Source organism: Candidatus Enterococcus wittei (assembly GCF_002140175.1).
GTDB lineage: Bacteria > Bacillota > Bacilli > Lactobacillales > Enterococcaceae > Enterococcus_B > Enterococcus_B wittei.
In genome coordinates this window covers 446,909-471,655 of sequence record NZ_NGMO01000003.1, presented here as the reverse complement: position 1 = coordinate 471,655, position 24,747 = coordinate 446,909, and the positions used below count along the sequence as shown (strand labels likewise).

Here is a 24,747-nt window from a genome sequence, read left to right as displayed (position 1 = left end):
GCATTCTTGAAATCCAGTGACAGGATGAAAAAAGTAGATAACAACTGAATAAATAGTTTTTACAGGCTGTTCCTTCGATAAAAAGGCAGACCATCGGGAGTTTTTTTTCTGGTTCTGATTCATTATCGAAGTTGAATGGCTTTTTTTTTCGATTTTTTTGGGAGAATCTTCGATAATTCGTAATTATAGAGTGAAGGAGGCACTACGTTGGGAAAATCCAACCATTCAAAGAGTTAGAGGCCACTTAGCTGTTGTTTATAGTTTATCAATTAACCGAGTAATACTCGCAATACTTATGACTATAGTCGTGCAGATGTGTCAGATTCGGTTAGGGCATAGCAGTAGATATGTAGGAACTACTGGGTCCACTTGGTAAAAAGAATGGCTGTGAGTAAATACACTTACAAGTATTCTCTATTTTCAAGAAATTCGTAGTTTTAGTCATGAGAGATTCACTTATAAAGAAAGGGAAACGTGATGAAAAAATATACTAGTTTACTTTCAATATTATTTACGTTAAGTTTCATGATGATTTTTTTTGTTCAATCTAGCCATATAAGCGCAACTTCGTTTACGAATACTACACCACAAAACGATTTGTTGAAGGATGCTCAGAGTGAGTCATCCATTTCGAATCTGACTGAGCAGATTGAAAGTCAAAAAAGTAGTTGGGCTACATTTCTTCAAGATAATCAGTTGCTTCAATCCCCTGATGGAAAGTTGTATACAACAGGACCTTCCAACTATATACAGACACCCATTGACCCCCAATTAAACATAGAAAGGAATCCGTTAGAAAACCAGATCGTTGTTGTCGATCCAACAATTCATATTGCCGATATTGACATACGATTGTCAAATGGGGCGCGTGAATATGGTTGGTATGGAAAACGAGTGAACGGAGAGATCGCTTTATGTATCGAACAAGGAGCTGTACTGAATATTGGCGAAAATGGTGGTTATAGTTCAAGTATCCAAGTGACAGAACTTTTGAAAAAAATCTCATTGATCAAATATTATGGGGTCATTTCTACTGGTTACACGATGCAAAAGGAATTGCTGACACAATTACTCACTTGGGAGCAACAAGGGATTACTCCTGTCAGTATTTCTGGAGAATTCACATTAGCAGATTATCAGTCATTCAAAACGACTGTAATGAATCAAGTGAACCTTTTTTATACCCAGCCCTCTTTTCACGGACAAATGATGACCTTAAATGTCGGAGAAAGTCAAACATATGTTGATACGACAGGTGCATTTGCTAACTATATAGCGACACCGACAGAATCGGGTGAAGGACTGATCATTGAAAAGCAAGGTGAAAAAGTGACAGTTACTGCAACAAAAGAAGCACCAGAAATCAGTCGAATTGAATTTAAGTACAATATTCCAAATACGTATCAAGGAGCGATCGTCGTGTATCAACATGCGTACACACAAAATATGATGGTCGGTAGAGTTCCTGAACTAACTAAAACCTCTTTTACGATACATGTCCAAAAAGAGGGAAATGCTAGAATACGAAAAGTGGATCAAACCACTAAACAACCACTTGTGGGTGCTGTTTTTCGATTTACCACGTCAGACGGTCAGACGAAAGAATTAACCACGGGCTCAGATGGCTATGCGACTTGGAATGATCTATTAGTGGATACGGAGGTCACGATCCAAGAAATCCAAGCACCAGATGGTTATATTTTGAATTCGAATCCACAGACAATCATCATCAAAGCTAATGAAACCACAACGATTACATTGGATAACCAACAACAGCTAGCAAATTTAACAGTGATCAAAGAAGATGAAGAAACTGGTAGTCAGCCACAAGGTGCAGCCCATCTAGTAGGAGCGGTTTATGAATTAAGGGATGCGGATGGAAAAGTCGTTGGGCGATTAACGATGGAAGAAATGAATGGAACGATTCAAGCAGAATTGAAAGGCTTGAAACTAGGTTCCTATGTGCTACAAGAAGTTGAACCACCAGAAGGTTACAATCTAGATCCAACCACATATCCAGTGGATTTAACATATGCTGGTCAAAATGAAACGGTGGCTCTTCACAATAAAACGGTGACCGATCGCGTAATCAAAGGGTATGTAGAAGGGTATAAATTTGGTTCAAGACCGCTGATTCCTACAAAAATGACTGAGGTTTTAGAAACTCTAACCAAGTCAACCAGAGAAAGTAAACCACCTCTTGTAGGTGTTGAGTTGACAGCGACTTCTCACACAACAGGACAAGAGTATCTTCAAGTGACCGGTGAAAATGGCTACTTTAAATTCGAAGGTTTACCTTATGATACGTATACGATCGCTGAGACCAAAGGAGTAGACGGCTACTTATTGATCGAACCTTTCGATGTTACGATCACTGAAGAAGGCTATACCCATTTCTTTTTACTAGAAGACAAAGTCATTGAATCACGATTGCATATTATTAAAGTAGATGAAGAAACCGGTGAAACCATTCCCTATGCGGGAGCGCAATTCAAAATCTTTGATACGTGGGCTAATGAGGGTGATGGAGGGTTTATCTCCATGAGTCGTCCAAATGATACCGAAAATACAGATATTTTTGAAACCAATGAAAAAGGTGAGATTGTCACGACGGAAAGTTTACCTTGGGGAGTAGACCGGTATGAACTACATGAAATTAAAGCCCCTGAAGGATACTTACCATTAGAAAAGCCCCTGATATTTAGTGTGACACAAGAAGATGCTGATGCACTTATCCGTTTAGAAGTACCGAATCGATTAGCAAGACAAAGTGTATCATTGATCAAACGGGATCGGTTAAATGAGCAGCTTTTAGAAAATGTGGCGTTTGGCCTTTATAAGATAGAAACAAATGAACAGGGAGAACAATCGGAAGTATGGATCAACGAGTATCGCACAGACAAAGAAGGGAAAATTCTAGTAGAAAACTTACCTTATGGAAAGTATAAATTTATGGAAAATGAGCCGCTTGAAGGCTACTTACCTTTAGAAAATACTCTGGATTTTTCAGTGACAGTCGAAAAGGATGGAGAATTGATTGTGCTAGAAGCCTACAATGAACGAGAAACTCTAGAATTAACTAGCCGATTTACAGATATCAATGGGAATAAGGAGCTTGATCCATCGATTGATAACCAATTAAAAGATACTGTATGGGTAAAGGGAAAAGCTTTAGAGATCGAGCATACGTATACCGTTGTGACACAGTATAAACATTCGAAGACGGGCGAGGTAGTCAGTGAGAAGCATTCTACTTTCACTGCTAAAAGCAAGGAAGATCAATTTGAAGTTACTTTCGATCTAAAAGCCAATACGTTAAAAGAAGGAGACCAATTAACTGCCACTCATGTCTTGTACTATGAAGAAGCCAGAGAAAATGAAGTAGCTCGTGAAGATGATTTAACAAATAAGGAACAAACATTGTCTTTTGTTAAGCCAAATTTACCGTTGATTCAAGAACAACCACAAAAAATGTTACCTAAGACGGGAAATAACCAATCAACAAACTTTATGATGTTAGGAAGCCTCATACTCTTTTTACACGGAGTAATCTTGTATAAACATAAAAGGAGGAAGATATGATTGCAAAAGGTATTTTTTAAGAAGAAACAGAATAAGCATCGACCTTGTCAGAGGGATCGAAACATTAGAAAAACTATTTTGGCGATTATAACAGGCTACAGCTTCTTTATACTAAGTGGCTGTCATCTACTTGAGACAAATCCCTCAGTAGAGGTATCACAAACTCAATCTGTATCTTCGTCTCAAAACACTAAATTAATAGATAACAATAAAGTTTTTACTTATCAAAAAAAGGAAGATAGTGAGGTCATTCAACCATCATTGGATTTTGTGATACGATTTAGAGAACAAATGAATCAACAGATGACTACATTAAAGGACGAAACGAATCAACTACGCATCGCCTATGCCAATGAAAGTAGGCTAGTAAATCCAGTAACTGTGACAGAAACGGAAAATAAAGAACCCCCTATTGTTCAGCAATCCCCCCATAATCCAGAATTAATTGAACCACCTCACGCATTCGAACCTTCTGAAAAATGGTATGATGCTAAAATTCAAGTGGAACATTCATTGATTGTTTTACCACAAGGAATTGCATTTGATCCTTTTTCCTACTTTACCCTTATAACAGGAAGCGACCCTGCACCAACCCTCCATATTACCCCGATTGATTCTATGCGTCAGGGACAACAAACGATGCATATCACAGCCGTAGATTCAAAAGAAAGGAAGACGACTGAATCCATTACTTTTCTTTTCAACAGCTTACCGATCATTCAATTAAACCAATCTACGCTTCAAGCAAAAGTCGGAGCACCAATTGATCTCCTTGATGGTGTGAAAGCCTTTGATTATGAAGAAGGAGAGATAACTTCTAAAATTACCGTAAAAACAAATCTACAACCAGAAAAAGAAGGTATGTATGAGGTTCTTTATTCCGTTACGGATCAACTAGGTGCTAGTGCTGAAGTAAAGACAGAGCTCCAGATTACCAATGAAGCACCAGTAATTAATGGTCCAAGTCGTCTGAGCTTTCCGATTCACCAAGTAGGTGCTGTCTTTGATCAATTTACTGCGTATGATTTGGAAGATGGCAGAATTCCTCTTTCAAAAGCGAATATTATAGAAACAAACCTTGATTTTCAAAAAGAAGGAGATTACTTTATGAGAATCGGGAATGTTAAAGACCGTCATGGAAAGATTGCTAAAGAAGTGTCTATTCATATTCAATTAACAAATGAAGCACCAACAATTTCTCATACGGAGTTAACCATTCCGGTTTTCACATCTATCACAAAAGAAATGTACTTATCTCAGTTCATGCTTTCTGATCGTGAAGATCCTGAAGATCTATTAACGGTCGAAATGGATGAACAAGCTTGGCAACAAGTAGATCCAACTCGTTTAGGAGCGTACAAATTACCAATAAAAGTAATAGATTCGAATGGGAAAATAACAAAAGCTCTAGGGGTGATAGAAATTGTGAATGAACCTCCTGTTTTTTTAGGTGTTGCTGATCGAGAAGTACTCGTCGGAACAAGTGAGTTTGATCTTTTAGAAGGGATTTCTGTTTATGATAGAGAGGAAAAGCTCTCAGTAAAAGATGTCAAGTTTAAAGGAAATGTTGATCTTACTCTTCCTGGTGAATACATCATTGACTTGATGGTTAAAGACACTTTTGATGAAGTGACTACCTCGTTTAAAGTGACAGTCTTAGATCAAATCCAAGAAGAAAAAGTAGTAGAATAAAAACCACTTAAGGAGATGGATATGGATTATTTTGATCAAGCGATGTCTTTATTTTCAAAAGGAATCATCACAGCGGGGAGTTTATTGACTGTTTGGGGGATTATTCAACTTGGTACAGCCATCAAAGAACATAATGGACCAGGGATGCAACATGCTATTTTTCAAATCGTTGGCGGTGCGGTCATTCTGGCTGCCGGTACATGGATTGCAAATATCTCAATGTGAGGAAGTGAGGTGAAATGGACGGTGCAATTGAATTTCTCCTAAAAGCTATTGCTGAACAGCTGAGTCTAACTACTAATCATAAAAATAGTTTGTTACAAAATCTGGAAAACTATTTACCTGAAATTTATCAGTATAGCATAACCATCATGGATATCGTAATCAAACCAATAGCTTACTCATTGCTAGGATTTCTACTGTTAATAGAGTTCCAACAAATTGCTCATCATCTCTATGGGAAACAATCCGAATTTGGTGGATTGGATTTATTTTTACCTCTCTTTATTAAAGTTGGTCTAACCTTACTAGTTCTGCGAAATTTAATGATTTTTCTAAATACCATTATGGAAATTGGGATCACAATCAGCCAAGGAATTAGTCGCATAGAGATCAGGGAAAGTCCGAGACCAACTTTGAATGTGGGGACGATAATGGAAGAAATTTATGATTTCGGATTCTTTGAGAAATTGACTTTACTGCTCATTTTACTCATTCCTCTAATTTTTTCGATCATAGTCGGGGTATTGGCTAAAGTTATTATTTTTTTACGATTTCTAGAGATGTATGTGTACTTGAGTATCTCCCCATTGCCGATTGTGGCTTTACTGAATACTGAAGTCGGACATTTCGGGAAAAATTTTCTGCGAATGTTTGGTGCAGCTTCTTTACAGGGAGTATTATTGTTTATCGTTTTAAGTATTTATCCTCTATTGATTGGTACGGCTTTTTCCATGGAAGAAAATCATGGAATGATGGCAATCATTGGCGCAATTGTAGGGAATTGTCTTTCGTTAAGTTTGTGTTTGGTTTATACGATGAAATGGTCAAAGACAATTTTAGTCTATGTTTGATGTTCTTTAAAGAGAGAAAGGAGGTGAGTTTATTGGCATTAGAAGTTGCCGTTCGTAAAGAAATAAAAGAGTATCAGGAAAAAATATTTTTTGGGTTTTCGTTGAGACAACTAATAGCGATCAGTTGTACGTTGTCGATTGTTGTGCCTATCGTTGTTTTTAATCACTTGATTTGGAAACGTTCAATCGATGATCTCGGTTTTGTTTTAATGGTATTCAGTGGCCCAATTTTATCCATTGGCTGGATCAGAAAAAATCAACTACCCATGGAGAAATATTTACAGGTCCGTTGGCGATATCTCAAGTTAGCTAAAAGTTATCCGTATCAGAGCTGTCAATTGGAGGAGTTTTATGAAACGATGGGTAAACGATCGAGAAAAGAAAGTCGAAGAAGGGAATACGGAAATTGAGAAAAAATTATTTGCTAAGTTACTAAAAAAGCAAAAGAAAAAGCGAGGGCGGCAACAGAGGAAATCAGCTCCTTTGAAAAGTGCGCAAAGTAGATTGAGATACAGCAAAATGTTTGAAAATGGACTATGTGAGATCGCACAAGGTTATTATTCAAAAAGTATTCAATTTTCAGATGTGAATTATCAAATTGCTCAATCAGAAGACCAAATGAATATTTTTAGAGCATACTGTGAACTATTAAATAGTTGTGATGATCATGTCCATTTGAGCTTGACACTCTTAAAGAAACGAATAGCTATGACAGAGTTTGAAAAGCAACTATTTTATGAAGAAACAGGTGAAAGTCAGGACCAATACCGACGAGAATTAAATGGGATGCTTAATCAGACAATTCAGGAAGGGAAGAATAATTTTATTAAAAGAAATTATTTGACATTCAGTGTCCAAGCAACAGATTTTGACCAAGCCAAACATGCCCTAAATCGCATGAAACAAAATCTGATGGAAAGCTTTTCAGAAATTGATTCTCAGTGTAGTGAAATGAATGGCATCGAACGACTAGAGTTACTTCACGAATTACTAAAGCCGGATGATTTCTTTTATTTTAAATATACAGATCTTGTCTATAGTCGTCTATCTACAAAGACAGCAGTCACGCCTACGAGTTTCAATTTTAAGAATAAAAATTATTTTGAGATAGGAACGGAGTACGGACAAGTGATTTACTTGAAAGACTATCCTGCTACAGTATCGGATAAGCTGATATTAGAATTAATGGAAATAGCTGAAGAATTGACCCTATCAATCCATATTGATCCAGTTGCTCCTGAAAAAGCAAATCGACTTGTACAGAATAAAAAAGCCTATATGGAAGGAGACAAAACAACAGCTGAAAGAAAAGCAACACAAAAGGGATATGATCCTTATACAAGTGTTCCTTATGAATTGACCAATAGTATTGCAGAAGCAGAAGCATTACTTGATGATTTAGTAAAGTCTGGTCACAAGTTGTTTTTTGTGACAATTCTTGTCTATTTTCGAGCAAAATCTAAGCAAAAATTAGAAGATATTGCAGAACAAGTAAGACATGTCGGAAGAAAACATCGCTGTGGTTTTAATACATTAGATTACATGCAAGATGAAGGCTTAAACTCAGTGTTACCATTAGGAAAAAATTGGGTGGAAATAAAGCGAACTTTAACAACGGAAAGTACAGCGATTTTTCTTCCTTTTTCCGCTCAAGACTTAAATCATGAAGACGGTAAATATTATGGAATGAATGAGACCACTAAAAATGTGGTAAAGATCAATCGGAAAAAATTGAATACCCCAAGTGGCATGATTTTAGGGAGTTCTGGTTCTGGAAAAGGGGTAGCAAAAAAATATGAAGAGATTACGACACTATTGAAAAACCCACATGATGAAATTATTTCAATTGATCCAGAAGACGAAGATACAGTGATCGGTCAAGCTTTTGATGCGCAAATCATAAAGATTGCTCCAAATACAGATACTTTTATCAATTTATTGGATATTTCAGAAGATTTACGTAGTGAAATAGATCCAATCAAATTAAAATCAGATTTCTTACTAACTGCATGTGAAGCATTGATTGGAGGACAAACAGGATTGAGTTCTGCGCAACGATCTATCATTGATCGAGTGACACGTTTGACTTATTTCAATCATCAGCAAACACCAGAAAAGCCAATCCCTACTTTATCTGGGGAGTGGTTTCCATTATTAAAGGAACAGCCGGAAAAAGAAGCACAATCTTTGGCTTTAGATTTAGAATTATATATAGAAGGCTCACTTTCTATCTTTTCAAAATCAACAAATGTGGCTTTGAATAAGCGTTTTGTCATTTACAATACCAAACAGCTAGGTAATCAATTGAAGACTTTCGGTATGATGGTCGTATTGGAACAAGTGTGGAATCGTGTGGTTCGTAATCGTGAACGGGGAATTACGACGTGGATCTATATTGACGAGATGCAGTTGATGCTGAATGATCCGTATTGTGAAAACTATTTTTTTGAGCTATGGAGTCGAATTCGCAAATGGGGAGCGATTGCTACAGGCATCACTCAAAATGTTGAAACTTTACTATTGTCTGATAAAGCTCGTAGAATGTTAAGTAATACCGAGTTTCTCATTATGTTGAAGCAAGCAAAAAGTGATTTAGATGAACTGGCTGTATTGTTTAATCTATCCAGCCAGCAGCAAAAACAACTACTAAATCCTATAAAAGGGGCAGGACTTATCCGAGCAGGAAATGCAATTGTACCCTTTTCAAATACCGTGGATCCTACAACGAAACTTTATGAATTGATGACTACTGATCCAGCAGAACGAACAAAATTGCGTCAGGGAAATCCTTATGGAAACTAAAAAAGAAAAATCAAAAAATAGCGGGGAATCACTAATTAAAAAAGCAAAAATCCATCCGCCAATTCGTAGAAATAGAGTAAGAAGTTATCCCTTATTTAAAGATCTCTATAAAGGTATAAACAGTAGAGCTGCTTCTTTATTGAATTTACAAAAAAGAAAGGGACTTTCCAAAGGAAAAAAATCCAATCATCTTTACTGGGGAATAGGTAGTTTGATTTTTTTTATCACACCACTTATTAGTTTAATCGGTCTTGTCTCTTCTTCAACGATAAAAACAGATGAATTTGAATTAACCAAAGTTTGGAATTTTCTGACGGAACTAGATGCGGAGGAGATACTTGCTTTTAAAGAAAAGTTAAGAGAAGAAAATCCAGGAACGACAGGACAAGAAGTAGCTTTAAGCAGTGATATTCACGAGGTGTTAGCTTATTTAGATACTGCTTATGATGGTGAGTATCAGCTGGATGGCTTACTCTCAAAAGAAAAAAGAAGTATGCGAGAAGTAATCAAATCACTGCATCAAATGATGTGGAAGAGTTCGAATAAAAATGGCAATACAGTAATAACAACTCAGCCGTTATCCAACGTGGTAACTTGGCAACCAGAATGGAAAGATCGGACAAAACTCATGGCTGAAGTCGGACCATATGCAGCTTACCAAGAATTAAGAAGTCCTTTGAAAGGACGAGAATCTTTACCCATTCAGCAACGTTTTGGTTACTATATCTCTGATGGAGAAAAGAAACATTTTCCAGGAATAAAAGTCCAAGCATCAGCCGAAGAAGAGTTGAGGGCAGCTATTTCAGGAGAAATTGACTATCAACCAAATAAAGTGGTTATCAAAGATAGACAGCGAGAAGTTGTTTATCAAAATGTCAGAGGTAATGTCAAGAAAAAAACGTTTATCAAAGCTGGCGAAAGGATCGGAAGTGTCAATGAAACTGGTGATTTTATCATTCAATATAGAAAAGAGAATCAATGGGTCAACCCTGAATTTTATTTTCCAAAGACTGAATATATTAACGAACCCATTTATTCATCAAATAGCTCAACAAATGAATTTAATGAAAAGAAATTCCGTCAATTGATATTATTCCATTGTAACGCATTCAGTGAGTATGCAGATACGATCATTGCAGAGGCTGAAAAAAATGGTATTTCCCCTATCATCTTTGTTGCAATCATGATCCATGAAAGCGCATGGGGCACCAGTCAGGCGATTCGAGAAAAAAATAATCCTGGAGGTCTAATGGTTAACAATGAATTACAGAAATATGAAACACTTATAGAAGGCATTGCTGCCATGGGACGTACGCTTAAACAGTTGATTATTGAACAAAATCTACGTAGCGTTGCACAGCTAGGCAGTATTTATTGTCCTGTGGGAGCTAACAACGACCCTTATGGACTCAATAAAGCATGGGTACCAGCAGTTCAAGAACTGATGATCCAATTAGGTGGAACAAAAGAAATGAGCTTATTGTGGGAACCATCTCATCAAATAGGTGAAAAAATCATTACACAAGCAAAAACTCTCTATCGTAAAAATGTCCAGTACTCTCAAGGATTTAATCGTGGGGCTTTTCCTTATCATGATTGTTCTTCTTTTGTATTGTGGGTGATGAGAGAAGTCGGCTTACCTGTGAATTTTGGAAACACAGAAACATTATACGGTTTGGAGGATAGTTTATTGAAACCGATTGCTCGTTCAGAAGTTCGACCAGGGGATCTATTTGTGTGGGGGAAGAAAGGAAGCTCTTCGGGTGATTATGGGCATACAGGATTTTTCCTAGATGAAGGGGGTAAAACGATTCTTCACTGTACACCAGCAACAGATAAAGGATTTGGACAAGAAGGGGACATTGTAATAACTCCTTTTGAAGGATATGCCGGAGCACTTCATTTAGCACCCATTTATTATTACCGAATCCTACCTGAGTCATCTACATGAAAATAAATCATCGACTTTTTATTGGTTTATTCGTTGTTTTTCTGATTGTCATCATTTTTTCTTTGAATATAGGAAGATCACTAGCAATGAAGTCCTTAGAAAAAGAACAGCAATCCTTGATAAAGCCAGTGGATCTATTCAAAGAAAAGCAAGTAATCGATTTTTTACGTTCCTTCTATACATTTGAACAAGTTGGGGATAATTACGGAAACTATAAAGACCTTTTATCTAAGGAATTGCAGATGAAAGAGGCTGAAAGAAATCAGTTACAAACGAACCCTCAATTTTTTGGCCATGGAGAATATGTCAAAAGCGAGATCTATCTCAAGAAGGATGAACGGGATGAAGTAGAAGTCATCTGTATTGTTTATTTTAAAACATCTTTGATGAATGATGAAGGGACAGTTATCACTAAAGGGATTAATAATCAGGCAATGCTAAAGCTTTTTTATGTTTATGATTCAAAAAAGAACCTGTTTTTAGTCACTGATTATGAGAATCTGGAATCTTTTGATGGATGAAATAGCGTTTTTAACATTTCTCAAATAGCCGATAATACTTACAACTTTAGTCATGAGGAGTTCAATCATTTCGTAATTTTTAGTAGAAGATGTAGTTGAAAAGAGAGGGAAACTATGGCAAAAGAAACGGTGCGGATTGATCAAGTCAAAGGGTTAGCAATAAAACCAGCACAATTGTATTTGTTTGATGCGCTAGATATTTTAGAACAGGAGAACCATCGGATCATTCAAGAAAGATCCTCAGGCAAGTGTCGAATTCAGATCTATGACCGTAAACAAAAAATCCTCAATGAGTTGATTCTTTATTTTCCTCTAGAAGATGAAATTGAGGAGATACTAAATAACGATATGATAGAAAAGAAAGTAGGGTCTGAAAAAACTATCCAACTACATCAGCCAAAAATGAATCATGATCCATACTATTTAGCACAAACAACCTCTTCTCGCTTCAAAAAATGGCTGAAACGATTGCTCATTGCTGTAGCAGTCGTTTTTGTTTTGATATTTGTGGGTAAGATCTACTCCACTAGCGCCGCTTCTCATCAGTCTCAGCCACAAACACAAACAGCTGCTTCATGGGAACAATTACTAAAGAAAGAATCCTATGAAAAAGCCCTCTCTCTTTATCCAGAAAGAATCCATGAATTAATCGATTATTTAACAAAGAAGAAACGATTTTTTTCATTACAGATAATCAATGAAAAAATGCCAACAGGAAATGGACGCTTTGAATTAGCCTATCATCATAAAAAATGGCGTAGTGTAATAGAAACTCAAGTGGAGCATTTGACTAAAAAACGCCAAGTTAAATTGGCCATTGCTCACCTTCAGCTTGGGCAAATAAAAGAAGCTGAGTTGCTGAATCGACATATAAAGAATGAAGAAGTCACATTGGCTCTAGATCAGGCCTATCTACAAGAAAGTTTAGCTTTTTTAAGGAAAAAGGAATTAAAGAAAGCACAAGAAAATAGCCATAAGATCCATGCAGAAGACTTAAAGGAATCCTTACAAGTTTATATAGACCATGCTTCGGTTATTCTTGATTTTATTGCTTTATACCAGGAACAAAAAGATCAAGGAAATCTAGAGCTTTGGGAACAACGTTTGTCAGCTTTAGGAAATCCATGATCTTTTTTGATTGGAAGCACATAAAAATATAAGTAATTCTGTTCTTTTTGGAACATCTCCATGTTTTGGCACAAACTTTTGTGACAAAACACGACTATTTATCTTTTTAGTAAGCGAATACAATTTGGTTATAGAAAGAGAAAAGGAGAGGACAAAATGGAACAGTCAATACCTAAAAATAAAGTTTCACTAAAGGCAAAAGTCCAAAAATTAGGAAGCACCTTATCAAGCATGGTTATGCCAAATATTGGCGCGTTGATTGCTTGGGGTGTGTTGACGGCCTTATTTATACCTGATGGTTATTTACCAAATGAGTCTTTTGCTACGATGGTTGGTCCAATGCTGACTTATTTGATCCCAATATTGATTGGTTATACTGGTGGGAAAGTGATTGGCAGTGACCGTGGAGCTGTAGTTGGTGCAATTGCTACGATGGGTGTAATTGTAGGTACGGATATCCCAATGATATTAGGCGCAATGATCATGGGACCATTAGGTGGTTATACCATCAAAAAATTTGATCAAGTTTTTCAAAAGCATATCAAATCTGGATTTGAAATGTTAGTCAATAACTTTTCAGCAGGGTTGATCGGTTTTGCTTTAGCATTATTAGGATTTTCAGCTGTTGGCCCTATTGTGGATACGATGACACAAGCAATGGCAGCAGGAGTAGAAATCATTTTAAATGCTCATTTGATTCCATTAACGAGTATTTTTATTGAACCAGCAAAAATTTTATTCTTAAACAATGCGATCAACCATGGTATCTTGACACCTTTAGGAACAGAACAAGTGGCTTCAGCGGGTCAATCGATTCTATTCTTATTAGAAGCAAATCCTGGACCTGGACTAGGCGTGTTGTTAGCTTTCACATTATTTGGTAAAGGTGCTGCGAAATCTTCTGCACCAGGAGCAATCATCATTCAGTTTTTAGGTGGAATCCATGAAATCTATTTCCCATATGTAATGATGAAGCCGTTATTATTCTTATCTGTTATTTTTGGTGGAATGTCTGGCAGTTTTGTTTTCCAACTAATGGATGCTGGGTTAAGAGCTCCAGCTTCACCAGGTTCGATCATTGCCATTTTAGCTATGGCACCATTAAGTGATTATCTGCCTGTTCTTTTAGGGATCACGGCTGCAACTGCTGTTTCCTTTGGTATTTCAGCAGTCATCTTAAAAGCTGATGCTCGTGAAACAAGTGAGGATTTCGAAAAATCAGTTGAAGCAACAAAAGAGGCAAAATTAGCTGCCAAAGGTACTGATCGTGAAACACTTGGTCAACCGGGATTATCTGCTATCAAAAAGATCATTTTTGCTTGTGATGCAGGAATGGGTTCTAGTGCCATGGGGGCTTCTATCTTAAGAAAGAAAGTCCAAGAAAAAGGCTTACCGCAAACGGTAGTGAATCAAGCAATCAGTCAATTATCAGATGAATCGGATGTATTGATTGTCACACAAATCGAGTTACAAGAAAGAGCTAAGCAAAAAGCGCCGAACGCATATTTTGTAGCTGTAGAGAACTTTTTGAATTCACCAAAATACGAGGAAATCGTTCAGAAACTAGGAGATAAAGAAGAACAACCTACGACTCAATCTTCTCCAGAGGCCACTGGAACCATGGAAGATTTTGACTTGACTCACTTGAAGCAAGTCAAAGAAATCTTACTTGTTCATGATGATCGCTCTGGTTCTGCCACTATGGGACTGTCGTTATTAAAGGATATTTTAAAGAAAAATCAATTAGATATCCCACTGAAAAAAATCAACATCCATGATCTAACTGAACATCCTGACTCATTGATTGTTTCAAAAGAAGCGCTGGCTCAAGAAGTACGTGCAGCTGCACCGAACGCTCTTCATTTTTCAGTGGCTACGATGGTCAGTCCTCAGAAATATGAAACGATTGCATACTATTTAAAAAAAATAGCCTAGAGGAGGAAATTAATATGTCAGCATTAGCGATTGAAATGGTCGAATTAAACCAATCATTTGCTACAAAAGATGAAGCGATTCGATACTGTGGCCAAAAATTAGTAGAAGCTGGTTGCGTAGAAGAACCTTATATTGAGGCAATGGTCGAAAGAGATGAGATGCTTTCTGTTTATATGGGGAATTTTATCGCCATTCCTCATGGAACAGATGAAGCGAAGAAATTCGTAAAGAAATCAGGTATCTGCGTGATCCAAGTACCAGATGGAGTCAATTTTGGAACAGAAGAAGATGAAAAAATTGCGACGGTATTATTTGGAATTGCAGGTGTAGGTGACGATCACTTGGAATTAGTTCAGCAAATCGCACTGTATTGTAGTGATATGGATAATGTGGTGCAATTGGCGGATGCACTGAGTAAGGAAGAAATCACGGAAAATCTAGCAATTGCTTAAGGAGCGAAGATAAATGAGAGCAGTACATTTTGGTGCAGGAAATATTGGTAGAGGATTCATTGGCGAAGTATTAGCTGCCAATGGGTTTGAAATCACCTTTGTGGATGTCAATAAACAAGTGATCGATGCGTTAAATGAATGTGGAAGTTATACGATTGAATTGGCTGATGAGACTAAAGAGCAACTAACAGTGGAAAATGTTCGAGGCTTGAATAATCAGGAAGAACCAGATCAAGTGATCCAAGCAATTGCTAAGGCAGACATTGTAACAACAGCAATTGGACCTAATATTTTACCCTTGATTGCCGAACTGATTGCCAAAGGGATTCAACAAAGAGAAAAGGATAATAATCAGAACCCATTAGACATCATTGCCTGTGAAAATATGATCGGTGGTTCAGAATATTTAAAAAGTGAAGTGTATCAATATTTAACTGATCCAACATTTGCTGATCAGTGGGTCGGTTTTCCTAATGCAGCTGTCGATCGGATCGTACCATTGCAACAACACAGTGATCCACTATTTGTTCAAGTAGAACCTTTCAAAGAATGGGTGATTGATGAAACGCAACGAAAAAATAAAGAAGTGACCTTAGAAGGCGTACTTTACGTCAAAGATCTTGAACCTTATATCGAACGTAAACTATTTAGTGTCAATACAGGACATGCGACGGTTGCATACACGGGTGCACTCTTAGGCTATAAAACGATTGATGAAGCCATGCAAGATTCACTCGTTGTGGCTCAATTGAAATCTGTCCTACAAGAAACTGGTAGTTTATTAGTAGCCAAATGGGGGTTTGATGCAAAAAAACATGAAGCGTATATTGATAAAATCATTCATCGTTTTCAAAATAAATACATCTCAGATGCTATTACACGTGTGGCACGTACACCGTTAAGAAAATTAGGCTATCAAGAACGCTTTACACGTCCAGTAAGAGAATTGCAAGAACACAACTTGACTTGTTCGCATTTGACTGCAACGATTGGGATCATCTTCAATTATTACGATCCAGAAGATGAACAAAGTCGTCAGTTACAAGAAATGAAAGTACATGAAAATATGGACCAGTTGATTCAAGAAGTAACGGGTCTTAACGATCCCATCACTATTGGGAACATTAAGCAAAACGTAGTGCGTTATGCGAAACAAGTTGCCTGACTAGGTGAATGTAAAATAAAAAGAAGGCGCCGAAAATACTCCCCATATTTTCGGTGCCTTCTTTTTGGCTTCTCTGTTTTTGATGTTGGTGGTTTCCATCAAACCCTTTTTAAGGAGATAGAAAGAAAAGTTCTCTGTCTTTTTGTCCATCATTCTATGATTTTTTTCACCAATATCCATTGACTAAGAGTTTCTGTTTTTGTGTAAGCATGATTGACATAACTTCACACAATTTTTTGTTTTATTTGATTGGAGCAGCTGACACAACAGGTAAATCAAGGTCTTTCCCATATCGTTGCTTTAAAGCTAGACGGATCAAACGTTCCGCTAAGTGTTCATTTCTGGCAAGGATCGGGCCATGGAAATAGGATCCATAAACATTGCGATAGATGACCCCTTCGGATTGATCTTCTCCATTGTTTCCCTGTCCTTTAACTAGTTTTCCAAGTGGACGTTCACCTTTACCAAGAAATGTCCGACCGTTATGGTTCTCAAAACCATAATAAGTTTCATTGAATTCTTCATTATGAATAACGATATCACCGATAAATCGATTATTTTCTTGGCTCAACGTGTAGTGATCCAAAGCACTGATTCCTTGAATTTTTTCGCCATTTGCCCCCATATAGTAATGACCTAGAAGTTGATAGCCTCCACAAATAGCTAACATTACTCCGTCATTTTCGATATATTTGATCAATGATTCTTTCTTTTCTTGGATATCTTTTGAAATGATCATTTGCTCGAAATCTTGTCCACCACCAAAGAATACTAAATCATATTTATCTGGATCAAATGGTTCATGGATGCTGACGATTTCAGTATGGCAAACAATGCCCATTTTTTTACCGATATATTGTAACATCAACAGATTTCCATTATCTCCGTAAGTATTCATTAAATTCCCATAAAGATGGGCAATCGACAATTCATAGTTAGCCACGGTTCAAGCCTCCTTTGATAAAACCTTGACTTGCTAATTCTTTTCGTAACTGTAGTACCGCAGTATAGGTAGCAAGAATATAGACATGTTCTGTAGGAAGTTGTTTGATTTTTTCAATCACATCTGTAAGTTCTTTTGTTTCAGTTAATTTGTCTTCAGAAATGCCAGCTACTTTTAAACGTAAAGCCATATCTGTGTGACGATCGCCCCCAACAACTACTGCTGGGATGTCCATATCAGCAAAATGTTCAAAATCGCCATCCCAAATCCAGCTCACATCGATACCATCTGCATAGTTGGCATTCAATAAAGCAACTAGTGAAAATGGATAAGGTGCATGTCCCATCATATCAATTACTTGGTTGATCCCAACCGGGTTCTTCACTAGAACTAAAGTACATTTTTTGCCGTTGATTTCAAAGACTTCTTGACGACCAAAGACTTTTTCATCATAGCCTAAGCCTTCTTTGATCTTTTCAGGAGAAACATGGAAGTATTCAGCGACAGCGGTTGCTGCTAGTGCGTTATACACATTATACAACCCGCCAACTTCAATACCGTATTCGTGTCCGTCGATAATGAAATCTGCTGAGACATTGTCCATCCGTTTCATTTTAGTCAATGAATAATCAAGTTCTGGTCGTTTGAAATCGCAATTTGGACAATAGTATTTTCCTAAATTAGCATAGGTGATCATTTTGTAATGTAAAATATGATGGCATTTTGGGCATAAGACCCCATCTGTATTGTAATGAGCTAGTTGTTCATGATCTTCTTCGTGATCAAACCCATAATATTTTCTTGGATTCACTGTTTCAACGGAATTAAAGATCGGTGAATCCCCATTACTGATAATGGTGGCATCCGGTGATTTGGCGGCTCCGTCAACAATCATTTTATATGTTGTGTAGATTTCCCCATAACGATCCATTTGATCACGGAAAATATTTGTAAATAAGAATAATTCAGGTTTGATATATTCCGTAACTTTGCTGAGACTTGCTTCATCGATCTCAAGTACAGCGAATTTTTTTTGTCCCTTTTTCGGTTTGGCCTGCAAGAATGTTGAGACAATTCCTTGAACCATATTTGCACCTGTAGGATTAGTTAAAACTTCATCGAATTGTTGGCGCAAAATATTAACGGTCAATGCAGTAGTCAGTGTTTTTCCATTGGTCCCAGTAACCACGACTACTTGGTAATCTTTTGCTAATGAATCTAAAAGGTGCGGATCTATTTTAAGAGCAAGCTTACCAGGTAAGCTAGAGCCTCCTTTAAAGAAGGTCTTTAAGCCCCATTGTGTTGTTTTTCCAACTGCAATCGCAAATTGACTGCGTATTCCCATTATGTAACCTCCAAAACATCATAATTAATGAGTAAATTCAACTAATCATACCATATGTTGAAAAAAAGGTTAAATTGCTTTGCTTTTTTTTAACAAAAGATTATGGGCTATGAATGAAAAAACATAACTATTTCGTATTGTGAATCGTTACTAGGTAAAAAGTGGACCTTTGGAAAACGTTTGTTATTTCCAAAGGTTCAGCAATGATTATTAATAAAAGTAGAACAGATAGATTAACCGATAATGATCTTTTCACTAGGATATTCATAACCTAAATCTCGTGTTTCTTTTGGTACAAATAACATTAATGTATAAAGCATACCGATTCTTCCGATAAACATGAGCATCGCAATAGTGATTTTTCCGATATCGGATAGATCGCCAGTAATACCTAACGATAAGCCAGTTGTTCCAAAAGCAGAAGTCACTTCAACGATGATAGAAATCAATGGTTGATTTTCGGTAGCTGATAAGAAGAGGATGCAGAAGAAACACATACCTAATGAAAGCATAAACACTACCACCGATTTTCGGACATCCTCTTCATTGATCCTACGCCCAAAGATATTGATATTGTCTTCACTTTTTAGAAAAGAATACAGGTACAGTCCAATGATTGCGACAGTTGTCGTTCGAATCCCACCACCAACGGAGCTAGGGCTACAACCAATGAACATCAATAAAGAAAAGACGATCAGCGTCGTAATCTGGAAATTGCCTAAATCATGGATTTGAAGACCGGCATTACGTGTGGTCATCGAATAAAACATGGAATTGATCCATTTAACGCTAGTGCCTGAATCTTGAAAAAGATGGTCTTTTTCAAGAAGATAGATCAATACCGTTCCACTAATGAACAAAATGACGAAAGCCAGTACTGCTAGCTTGGTAAATAATGAAAAACGAAAAGGTAATTTGGCTTTTGTCCTTTTGTATAAGATCCACTCTCTAAATTCCATCAATACCGGAAATCCGATGCCTCCTACAAAAATCAGGAACATAATACTAAATAGAAACAAATAATCATGTGCAAAAGGCTTGATCGAATAACCTGTGACATCGAATCCGGAATTTGTGACAGCAGAGATAGACTGATAAAATCCATGGAAGATTGCTTCATGCCAATAGTCGTAATAACCACGAACATAAAAATAAATAGAAAAAAAGATACCAAACAATAATTGGAACCACAATAAAATGAAAAAAGTGATCCGAATCAAACGAACGATCCCTGAGAGACGGGGTTGATTCATGTCCGTCATGATCAATTGTCTTTGTCGTAAAGTGATCCGCCGTTTCGAGAAGATGAAAAATGCTGTGGTAATCATCATGATCCCTAATCCACCTACTTGAAACAGAACTTCCAATAATAATACCCCTCGCTGATTGAAGACAGAACTGATATCAAACGTAGTCAACCCAGTGACACTGATTGTACTGATTGCCATGAATACCATGTCGATAAATGGGACATGACTATTTGGCTCACGAAAATATGGGATATAAAATAAACCTAATGACACAATCGTCATTAAAATATAATAAAATACAATGATTTGGATAGAAGAAAAATGACTAGAGGCATATTGTAGACCTCGTCGTCGCCATTTTCGAAGAAATAAGGACAATTGCACGAATCTAATCCCCCTTTTAGTAAGACATTTCCTCCAGTATACCTACATTGAAAAAAATACACAAAGAAATGATAAATAATTTATTAGATGCTTTTGAACTTCAAAGAAATAGCATATAATTAGACGATAGATTTAGTGAAGATCGCGAGGAATAATAGATGATCGATGCAAATATGATTCTTGAAAAAATGAAGAACCAAAAAATCAATTATGATACTGTACTAAAAAAGATGATCAAACAATGGCAAGCAGAAAAAACGAGGCCCAAGATATTGATCCACACTTGTTGTGCGCCATGTAGTACGCATACATTAGAATTCATGTGTCAACATGCAGAAGTGACTCTCTTTTTCTCTAATTCCAATATCCATCCTGAAAGTGAATACTTGCGTAGACTACATGAACAAAAACGTTTTGTCGATCAATTCAATGAACAAACTGATAAGCATGTAACGTTGATTGTGGATGAGTATCGGCCAAACGAATTTAATCAAATGGTCATCCGACGTGATCTGGCCGATGAAAAGGAAGGCGGGGCTCGATGTAGTGCGTGTTTTACGATGCGCTTAGATTTGGTGGCTGAAAAAGCACAAGAATTGGGCTATGATTATTTTGGCAGTGCATTGACCATATCTCCCAAGAAAAATGCTGCATTGATTAATCAAATTGGGATGGACATTCAAAAAATCTATGGTACTCATTATTTACCAAGTGATTTTAAGAAAAATAAAGGGTATGAGCGTTCTATTGAAATGTGTAAAGCTTATGATATCTTTCGCCAATGCTACTGTGGTTGTGTTTTTGCTGCAAAGCAACAAGGCTGTGATTTGAAAAAAATCAATCAAGAAGCAAAGGCTTACTTAAAGACTTCTCAAGTAGAGTTTGAGTGATTCTACAAGAAACTTTCAAGAAAAAATAATAAAAAAATAAGAAATTTATGATACAAATAAATAGGAACCCTTGAAATTAGGGAAAACATGAGAAAATTAAAGGATGAGATAAGATGCGAAAAGTGGCACCTATTTTGAAACCAATCGCTGTGTTGACGATTTCAACGATTGTTGCTACGACAACAGGAATTGTGAACAGTTCGAGTTATCGTGCACCTAGTATTGAAGAACCAGCTGAAACGATTGATTCCTCTTCGAATGTGGACGGTTCTGGTCAAACAACAGAAGAGACAAATGAAACAACACCATCAACTACAGATCAAGGAATCATGAACTCAACGGATGATCAGACATCCATACCAGATAGTTCCACGGTTGATGAAGTAAATCCAGAAACAACTGGAAATAGCACTGGCGTATCAAGCGATGGCTCTGATACAAGTACGCCTCCAAGCTACACTACGCCAAGTACCAACACACCAAATGGGACTACGCCAAGTTCATCGACACAAAACAATGGGAATGTAGATAATGGCGCACCAACACAAAATTCAGCGAATAAACAGCTGTATAATCAGCAAGAAGGTGAAACTGAATGACATTCATACTAGATATTATCAACGGAATCCATAAATTTTTAGGGTATCTGGATATTAGTCCCAAATACTTGAATCGTGGGTACACAGTCTTGAGTATTTTTCCAACTCTGTATCTTTTGCGGATCGTGTATGGATTATGGCAAAATCAAAATTACTTACAGTTTTTCTTATATGGTATTGGATTTTTAGTTCTTTTGTATTTTATCGTTTTAAATGTGTTCTATTACTTTTTTGATAAAAACTCTAAAGCTGATGTGACCCAAGTAATCGTAAAATATCTACCGGATGAAGCCTTTAACATCCAAGGAGAAGAGATACGTAAAAATGGCGGATCGATCGATAAAGTCAACACAGAAAAAGCCAATGTTTTATTTGATGAAGATTATCAGTTGAAATTAGCAGAGAACATGCATTATTTGATTGAAAAAGGAGAGATAAAAGTCAATGATCTTGGCCGAATGGATGGCTTTTTGGTTGACCGAAATACGCTCTATCCCTATTTTTATGTAAAAAAAATTGCAGATAAAAAATATCAATTAAGTATTGGTCGAAATTATGCAACCATGGATAAGATCGGCACGATTGCGGTAGATTCAGCACATGATACGATCGATCCAGTAGGGTTGTTTATCGTGGGCGGCGATTTTGTCAAAGATGGGCTAAGATATCATGAACCTTACCGATTAAAATTGATTGTGAAAAAAGAACAGATGCAAGAAGCGGAAGGATCTTATAGCCGAAGTCAGCGAAGAAAACATGCAAAGCATAGCTGACAAAGTGCAGTATATTTTGTAGCGGATAAGGAGAACAGTCAAAAGCAATATGTTTTTGATTGTTCGGCCTTTTGATTATTATGGATGCCATTGTTGGGATTGTGAAAAATACGATTTTTCCAGGGAGATAAAGTCACATTTTTGGACATAATCGATAGTCGCTTAATATTTTGATCTGCAAACGCAGGTTAGTTTATTGATAGACAGTTCTTCGTATTTTCAGGGAAACGACTTACATGTGGTGTCATATACGAGTTGCTCCTAAAACTTAGCAGTACTTATCCTTTCTTTTAATTGGTAAAAAATGTAAAATAAGATTAGTTAAATATAAATAAAAAATAACGTGAAATTGAATAACAAATGGGAGGTATATTGTGAAAAACTTTTTAAAAAATTGGGGGATTTTGATCATCGTCCTAGCAGCCATCGTCTTTGCTAGAGTTTACGTGTTTACCCCTGTTACAGTCAGTGGCCATTCGATGGATCCAACACTGAGTGACGGGCAACGATTGATTTCATCAAAAATATCAGATTACGATCGCTGGGATATCATTACGACCAAAGAACCTGGGGATGAAGACCGAATGATTGTGAAACGTATCATTGGCATGCCAGGAGATACAGTTAAAATGGTAAATGATCAATTAACCATCAATGGTAAAACATATGATGAACCCTATTTAAAGGAATATAAAAAAGAGTTTTCAAATGACAAGTTGCAAGATGAATATTCTTACAACAACGCATTCCAATCACAAGCTGAAAATGCCCAAAATTTTACAAGCGATTTTGAATTTACTGTACCAAAAGGTGAATACTTGGTGCTTGGTGATAATCGTTTGATCTCTAAAGATAGTCGTATGTTCGGACTTATCGATGAAGATATGATTCAAGGAAAAGTGGTCTTCCGTTACTGGCCATTGAATGAGATCGGTGGGGTCTAATGTTATAGAAGGCTATTTTCAATATCAAGTCGGATGTTGAAAAGACTGATGTTTCGTAATAAAAAAAGGCTCTTTGTCAAACACACATGAATTCGCAAACTCATTCACCCTGAAGAATGAAAGGTAAGATTGTAGTACAATTATAGAGGAAAGGAAAAAAGCCGCCATTATTTTGGAAAAGCAAGTGATGCCGATTGTCAAACTGGCTTGCTTTATTTCTCGAGAACCTTGAAATATTGCCAATGAGCATGTGTATAAAAATTTGATTTTACATGAAATAAAGCACTCCTTTCCTAAAATCATGGGAAAGGAGTGCCTTTTTATGGAAATCATTTACGAATGCTGTGCTGGATTAGATGTCCATCAAAGTAATGTTGTTGCTTGTGTTTTACAAGGTCCGCTTACTTCTACCAGACCAAAAAAACATCTACAAAAATTTGATACGACCACCAAAGGATTATTAGCCCTACATGAATGGCTAACGGATTTTGATTGTGAGATTGTCGCTATGGAAAGTACAGGTATTTATTGGAAACCGGTTTGGCACATTCTTCAAGGAAATTTCGACTTAGTTCTAGCTAATCCGTATAAAATTAAAAATATTCCTGGGCAAAAAACGGATAAAAAAGATGCAAGTTGGATTGCTAAGTTGCTGCGAGTAGGTTTGATTCCCAAAAGTTTTGTTCCAGAGGAACCTATACAAGATTTGCGTGAACTCACACGGTTAAGAAAAATGTGGATCGAATCTAGAAATCGAGAAAAGAATCGCGCGCACAAAATTTTACAGACTGCCGGAATTAAAATAACTTCTTACATGACAGATATATTCGGATTATCTGGAAGAAATTTATTAAATCTATTGATTAATGAGGAAGATATTACTGCAGAAAAAGTTGAAGCGGCTGTTTATACTTCTTTAAAATTTAAAGTGCCGGAATTAGTGGAAGGACTTACTGGCTTTTTCAGAAGTCATCACAAGTTTTTATTGGCACAAATTTTAGATGTTATTGATATGTATAACAGTAAGATTGGTGAACTAGAAACCAAAATAGCCGAATATTTACTTCCTTACCAAAAACAGATGGACAATTTATTAACGATCCCAGGAATTAGTACGGATTCAGCTGCTGTAATTATCTCTGAGTTTGGCATTCATATGAATCAGTTTTCTTCTGCAGAAAGATTAGCCTCATGGGTTGGTCTGTGTCCTGGAAACAATGAAAGTGCTGGGAAAAGACGCTCTACGAGAATTTCCAAAGGAAATGCTTATGCAAAGAGGGTCTTATGCCAATGTGCCTATTCAGCTTGTAAATCTAAT

At 36.7% G+C, this 24,747-nt stretch carries 20 protein-coding genes; 17 read left to right on the top strand and 3 right to left on the bottom strand.

The window, feature by feature from the left end; all coding sequences use genetic code 11:
• Positions 1–477 precede the first annotated feature (477 nt).
• The 12 genes from A5844_RS09935 to A5844_RS09880 all read left to right on the top strand — a co-directional run bounded on the left by A5844_RS09935 (position 478) and on the right by A5844_RS09880 (position 16,301).
• The gene (locus tag A5844_RS09935) at positions 478–3,582 is read left to right on the top strand and encodes a SpaA isopeptide-forming pilin-related protein (RefSeq protein ID WP_086285026.1); all 3,105 of its coding nucleotides are present in this window, start codon (positions 478–480) and stop codon (positions 3,580–3,582) included.
• Positions 3,583–3,873: 291 nt separating this feature from the next.
• On the top strand, positions 3,874–5,274 hold the full coding sequence (locus tag A5844_RS09930; protein WP_136382714.1) for an immunoglobulin-like domain-containing protein: 1,401 nt from the start codon (positions 3,874–3,876) through the stop codon (positions 5,272–5,274).
• Positions 5,275–5,295: 21 nt separating this feature from the next.
• Positions 5,296–5,499: a hypothetical protein gene (locus A5844_RS09925; protein ID WP_086285024.1), complete on the top strand. Its 204-nt coding sequence runs from the start codon at positions 5,296–5,298 to the stop codon at positions 5,497–5,499.
• Positions 5,500–5,513: 14 nt separating this feature from the next.
• Positions 5,514–6,347: a VirB6/TrbL-like conjugal transfer protein, CD1112 family gene (locus A5844_RS09920; protein WP_086285023.1), complete on the top strand. Its 834-nt coding sequence runs from the start codon at positions 5,514–5,516 to the stop codon at positions 6,345–6,347.
• A 23-nt stretch (positions 6,348–6,370) separates the two neighbouring features.
• Positions 6,371–6,757 carry a PrgI family protein gene (locus A5844_RS09915; protein WP_244610833.1) on the top strand — a complete coding sequence of 129 codons (387 nt, stop codon included), beginning with the start codon at positions 6,371–6,373 and terminating at the stop codon, positions 6,755–6,757.
• Positions 6,699–9,149, top strand: a complete 2,451-nt coding sequence (locus A5844_RS09910) for a VirB4-like conjugal transfer ATPase, CD1110 family (RefSeq protein ID WP_086285022.1) — start codon at positions 6,699–6,701, stop codon at positions 9,147–9,149. Before A5844_RS09915 ends, A5844_RS09910 begins: the two co-directional genes overlap by 59 nt.
• Positions 9,139–11,100, top strand: coding sequence for a peptidoglycan amidohydrolase family protein (locus tag A5844_RS09905; protein WP_086285021.1), 1,962 nt, complete (start codon positions 9,139–9,141; stop codon positions 11,098–11,100). The genes A5844_RS09910 and A5844_RS09905 overlap by 11 nt, the downstream gene beginning before the upstream one ends.
• 86 nt (positions 11,101–11,186) lie before the next feature.
• Positions 11,187–11,621 (top strand): hypothetical protein, encoded by a 435-nt coding sequence (locus A5844_RS09900; RefSeq protein ID WP_086285020.1) that lies wholly within the window; start codon positions 11,187–11,189, stop codon positions 11,619–11,621.
• A gap of 114 nt (positions 11,622–11,735) precedes the next feature.
• The gene (locus A5844_RS09895) at positions 11,736–12,749 is read left to right on the top strand and encodes a hypothetical protein (protein WP_086285019.1); all 1,014 of its coding nucleotides are present in this window, start codon (positions 11,736–11,738) and stop codon (positions 12,747–12,749) included.
• Positions 12,750–12,905: 156 nt separating this feature from the next.
• The gene (locus A5844_RS09890) at positions 12,906–14,684 is read left to right on the top strand and encodes a PTS mannitol transporter subunit IIBC (RefSeq protein WP_086285018.1); all 1,779 of its coding nucleotides are present in this window, start codon (positions 12,906–12,908) and stop codon (positions 14,682–14,684) included.
• A 14-nt stretch (positions 14,685–14,698) separates the two neighbouring features.
• Entirely contained in the window at positions 14,699–15,136 is a 438-nt protein-coding gene (locus A5844_RS09885; RefSeq protein ID WP_086285017.1) for a PTS mannitol transporter subunit IIA, read from the top strand.
• A gap of 13 nt (positions 15,137–15,149) precedes the next feature.
• Positions 15,150–16,301 (top strand): mannitol-1-phosphate 5-dehydrogenase, encoded by a 1,152-nt coding sequence (locus A5844_RS09880; RefSeq protein ID WP_086285016.1) that lies wholly within the window; start codon positions 15,150–15,152, stop codon positions 16,299–16,301.
• Positions 16,302–16,542: 241 nt separating this feature from the next.
• On the opposite strand, the gene A5844_RS09870 is transcribed toward A5844_RS09880, so the two are convergent.
• From A5844_RS09870 to A5844_RS09860, 3 genes are all read right to left on the bottom strand, one after another.
• Positions 16,543–17,244, bottom strand: coding sequence for a type 1 glutamine amidotransferase (locus A5844_RS09870; RefSeq protein ID WP_086285014.1), 702 nt, complete (start codon positions 17,242–17,244; stop codon positions 16,543–16,545).
• Positions 17,237–18,589 carry a Mur ligase family protein gene (locus A5844_RS09865; protein ID WP_086285013.1) on the bottom strand — a complete coding sequence of 451 codons (1,353 nt, stop codon included), beginning with the start codon at positions 18,587–18,589 and terminating at the stop codon, positions 17,237–17,239. The genes A5844_RS09870 and A5844_RS09865 overlap by 8 nt, the downstream gene beginning before the upstream one ends.
• Positions 18,590–18,822: 233 nt before the next feature.
• Positions 18,823–20,217 carry a TrkH family potassium uptake protein gene (locus A5844_RS09860; protein WP_373419213.1) on the bottom strand — a complete coding sequence of 465 codons (1,395 nt, stop codon included), beginning with the start codon at positions 20,215–20,217 and terminating at the stop codon, positions 18,823–18,825.
• 164 nt (positions 20,218–20,381) lie between these two features.
• Here A5844_RS09860 and A5844_RS09855 point away from each other — a divergent pair, with 164 nt between their 5' ends.
• The 5 genes from A5844_RS09855 to A5844_RS09835 all read left to right on the top strand — a co-directional run.
• On the top strand, positions 20,382–21,113 hold the full coding sequence (locus A5844_RS09855; protein ID WP_086285011.1) for an epoxyqueuosine reductase QueH: 732 nt from the start codon (positions 20,382–20,384) through the stop codon (positions 21,111–21,113).
• A gap of 113 nt (positions 21,114–21,226) precedes the next feature.
• Positions 21,227–21,712 carry a RodZ family helix-turn-helix domain-containing protein gene (locus A5844_RS09850; RefSeq protein ID WP_086285010.1) on the top strand — a complete coding sequence of 162 codons (486 nt, stop codon included), beginning with the start codon at positions 21,227–21,229 and terminating at the stop codon, positions 21,710–21,712.
• The gene (locus A5844_RS09845; protein ID WP_086285009.1) at positions 21,709–22,485 is read left to right on the top strand and encodes a DUF6681 family protein; all 777 of its coding nucleotides are present in this window, start codon (positions 21,709–21,711) and stop codon (positions 22,483–22,485) included. The genes A5844_RS09850 and A5844_RS09845 overlap by 4 nt, the downstream gene beginning before the upstream one ends.
• Positions 22,486–22,859: 374 nt before the next feature.
• Positions 22,860–23,429: a signal peptidase I gene (gene lepB / locus A5844_RS09840; protein ID WP_086285008.1), complete on the top strand. Its 570-nt coding sequence runs from the start codon at positions 22,860–22,862 to the stop codon at positions 23,427–23,429.
• A 322-nt stretch (positions 23,430–23,751) separates the two neighbouring features.
• Positions 23,752–24,747, top strand: a 996-nt coding sequence (locus A5844_RS09835; RefSeq protein ID WP_086285007.1) for an IS110 family RNA-guided transposase, incomplete at its 3' end; no start/stop codon positions are given.

Bases quoted from the DNA above. Each gene is read 5' to 3' on its own strand.
- A5844_RS09925 (WP_086285024.1), top strand. From the start codon at position 5,296: ATGGATTATTTTGATCAAGCGATGTCTTTATTTTCAAAAGGAATCATC.
- A5844_RS09910 (WP_086285022.1), top strand. From the start codon at position 6,699: ATGAAACGATGGGTAAACGATCGAGAAAAGAAAGTCGAAGAAGGGAAT.
- A5844_RS09930 (WP_136382714.1), top strand. From the start codon at position 3,874: ATGAATCAACAGATGACTACATTAAAGGACGAAACGAATCAACTACGC.
- A5844_RS09855 (WP_086285011.1), top strand. From the start codon at position 20,382: ATGATCGATGCAAATATGATTCTTGAAAAAATGAAGAACCAAAAAATC.
- A5844_RS09920 (WP_086285023.1), top strand. From the start codon at position 5,514: ATGGACGGTGCAATTGAATTTCTCCTAAAAGCTATTGCTGAACAGCTG.
- A5844_RS09895 (WP_086285019.1), top strand. From the start codon at position 11,736: ATGGCAAAAGAAACGGTGCGGATTGATCAAGTCAAAGGGTTAGCAATA.
- A5844_RS09850 (WP_086285010.1), top strand. From the start codon at position 21,227: ATGCGAAAAGTGGCACCTATTTTGAAACCAATCGCTGTGTTGACGATT.
- A5844_RS09865 (WP_086285013.1), bottom strand. From the start codon at position 18,589: ATGGGAATACGCAGTCAATTTGCGATTGCAGTTGGAAAAACAACACAA.
- A5844_RS09880 (WP_086285016.1), top strand. From the start codon at position 15,150: ATGAGAGCAGTACATTTTGGTGCAGGAAATATTGGTAGAGGATTCATT.
- A5844_RS09845 (WP_086285009.1), top strand. From the start codon at position 21,709: ATGACATTCATACTAGATATTATCAACGGAATCCATAAATTTTTAGGG.
- A5844_RS09935 (WP_086285026.1), top strand. From the start codon at position 478: ATGAAAAAATATACTAGTTTACTTTCAATATTATTTACGTTAAGTTTC.
- A5844_RS09900 (WP_086285020.1), top strand. From the start codon at position 11,187: ATGAAGTCCTTAGAAAAAGAACAGCAATCCTTGATAAAGCCAGTGGAT.
- A5844_RS09885 (WP_086285017.1), top strand. From the start codon at position 14,699: ATGTCAGCATTAGCGATTGAAATGGTCGAATTAAACCAATCATTTGCT.
- A5844_RS09890 (WP_086285018.1), top strand. From the start codon at position 12,906: ATGGAACAGTCAATACCTAAAAATAAAGTTTCACTAAAGGCAAAAGTC.
- A5844_RS09905 (WP_086285021.1), top strand. From the start codon at position 9,139: ATGGAAACTAAAAAAGAAAAATCAAAAAATAGCGGGGAATCACTAATT.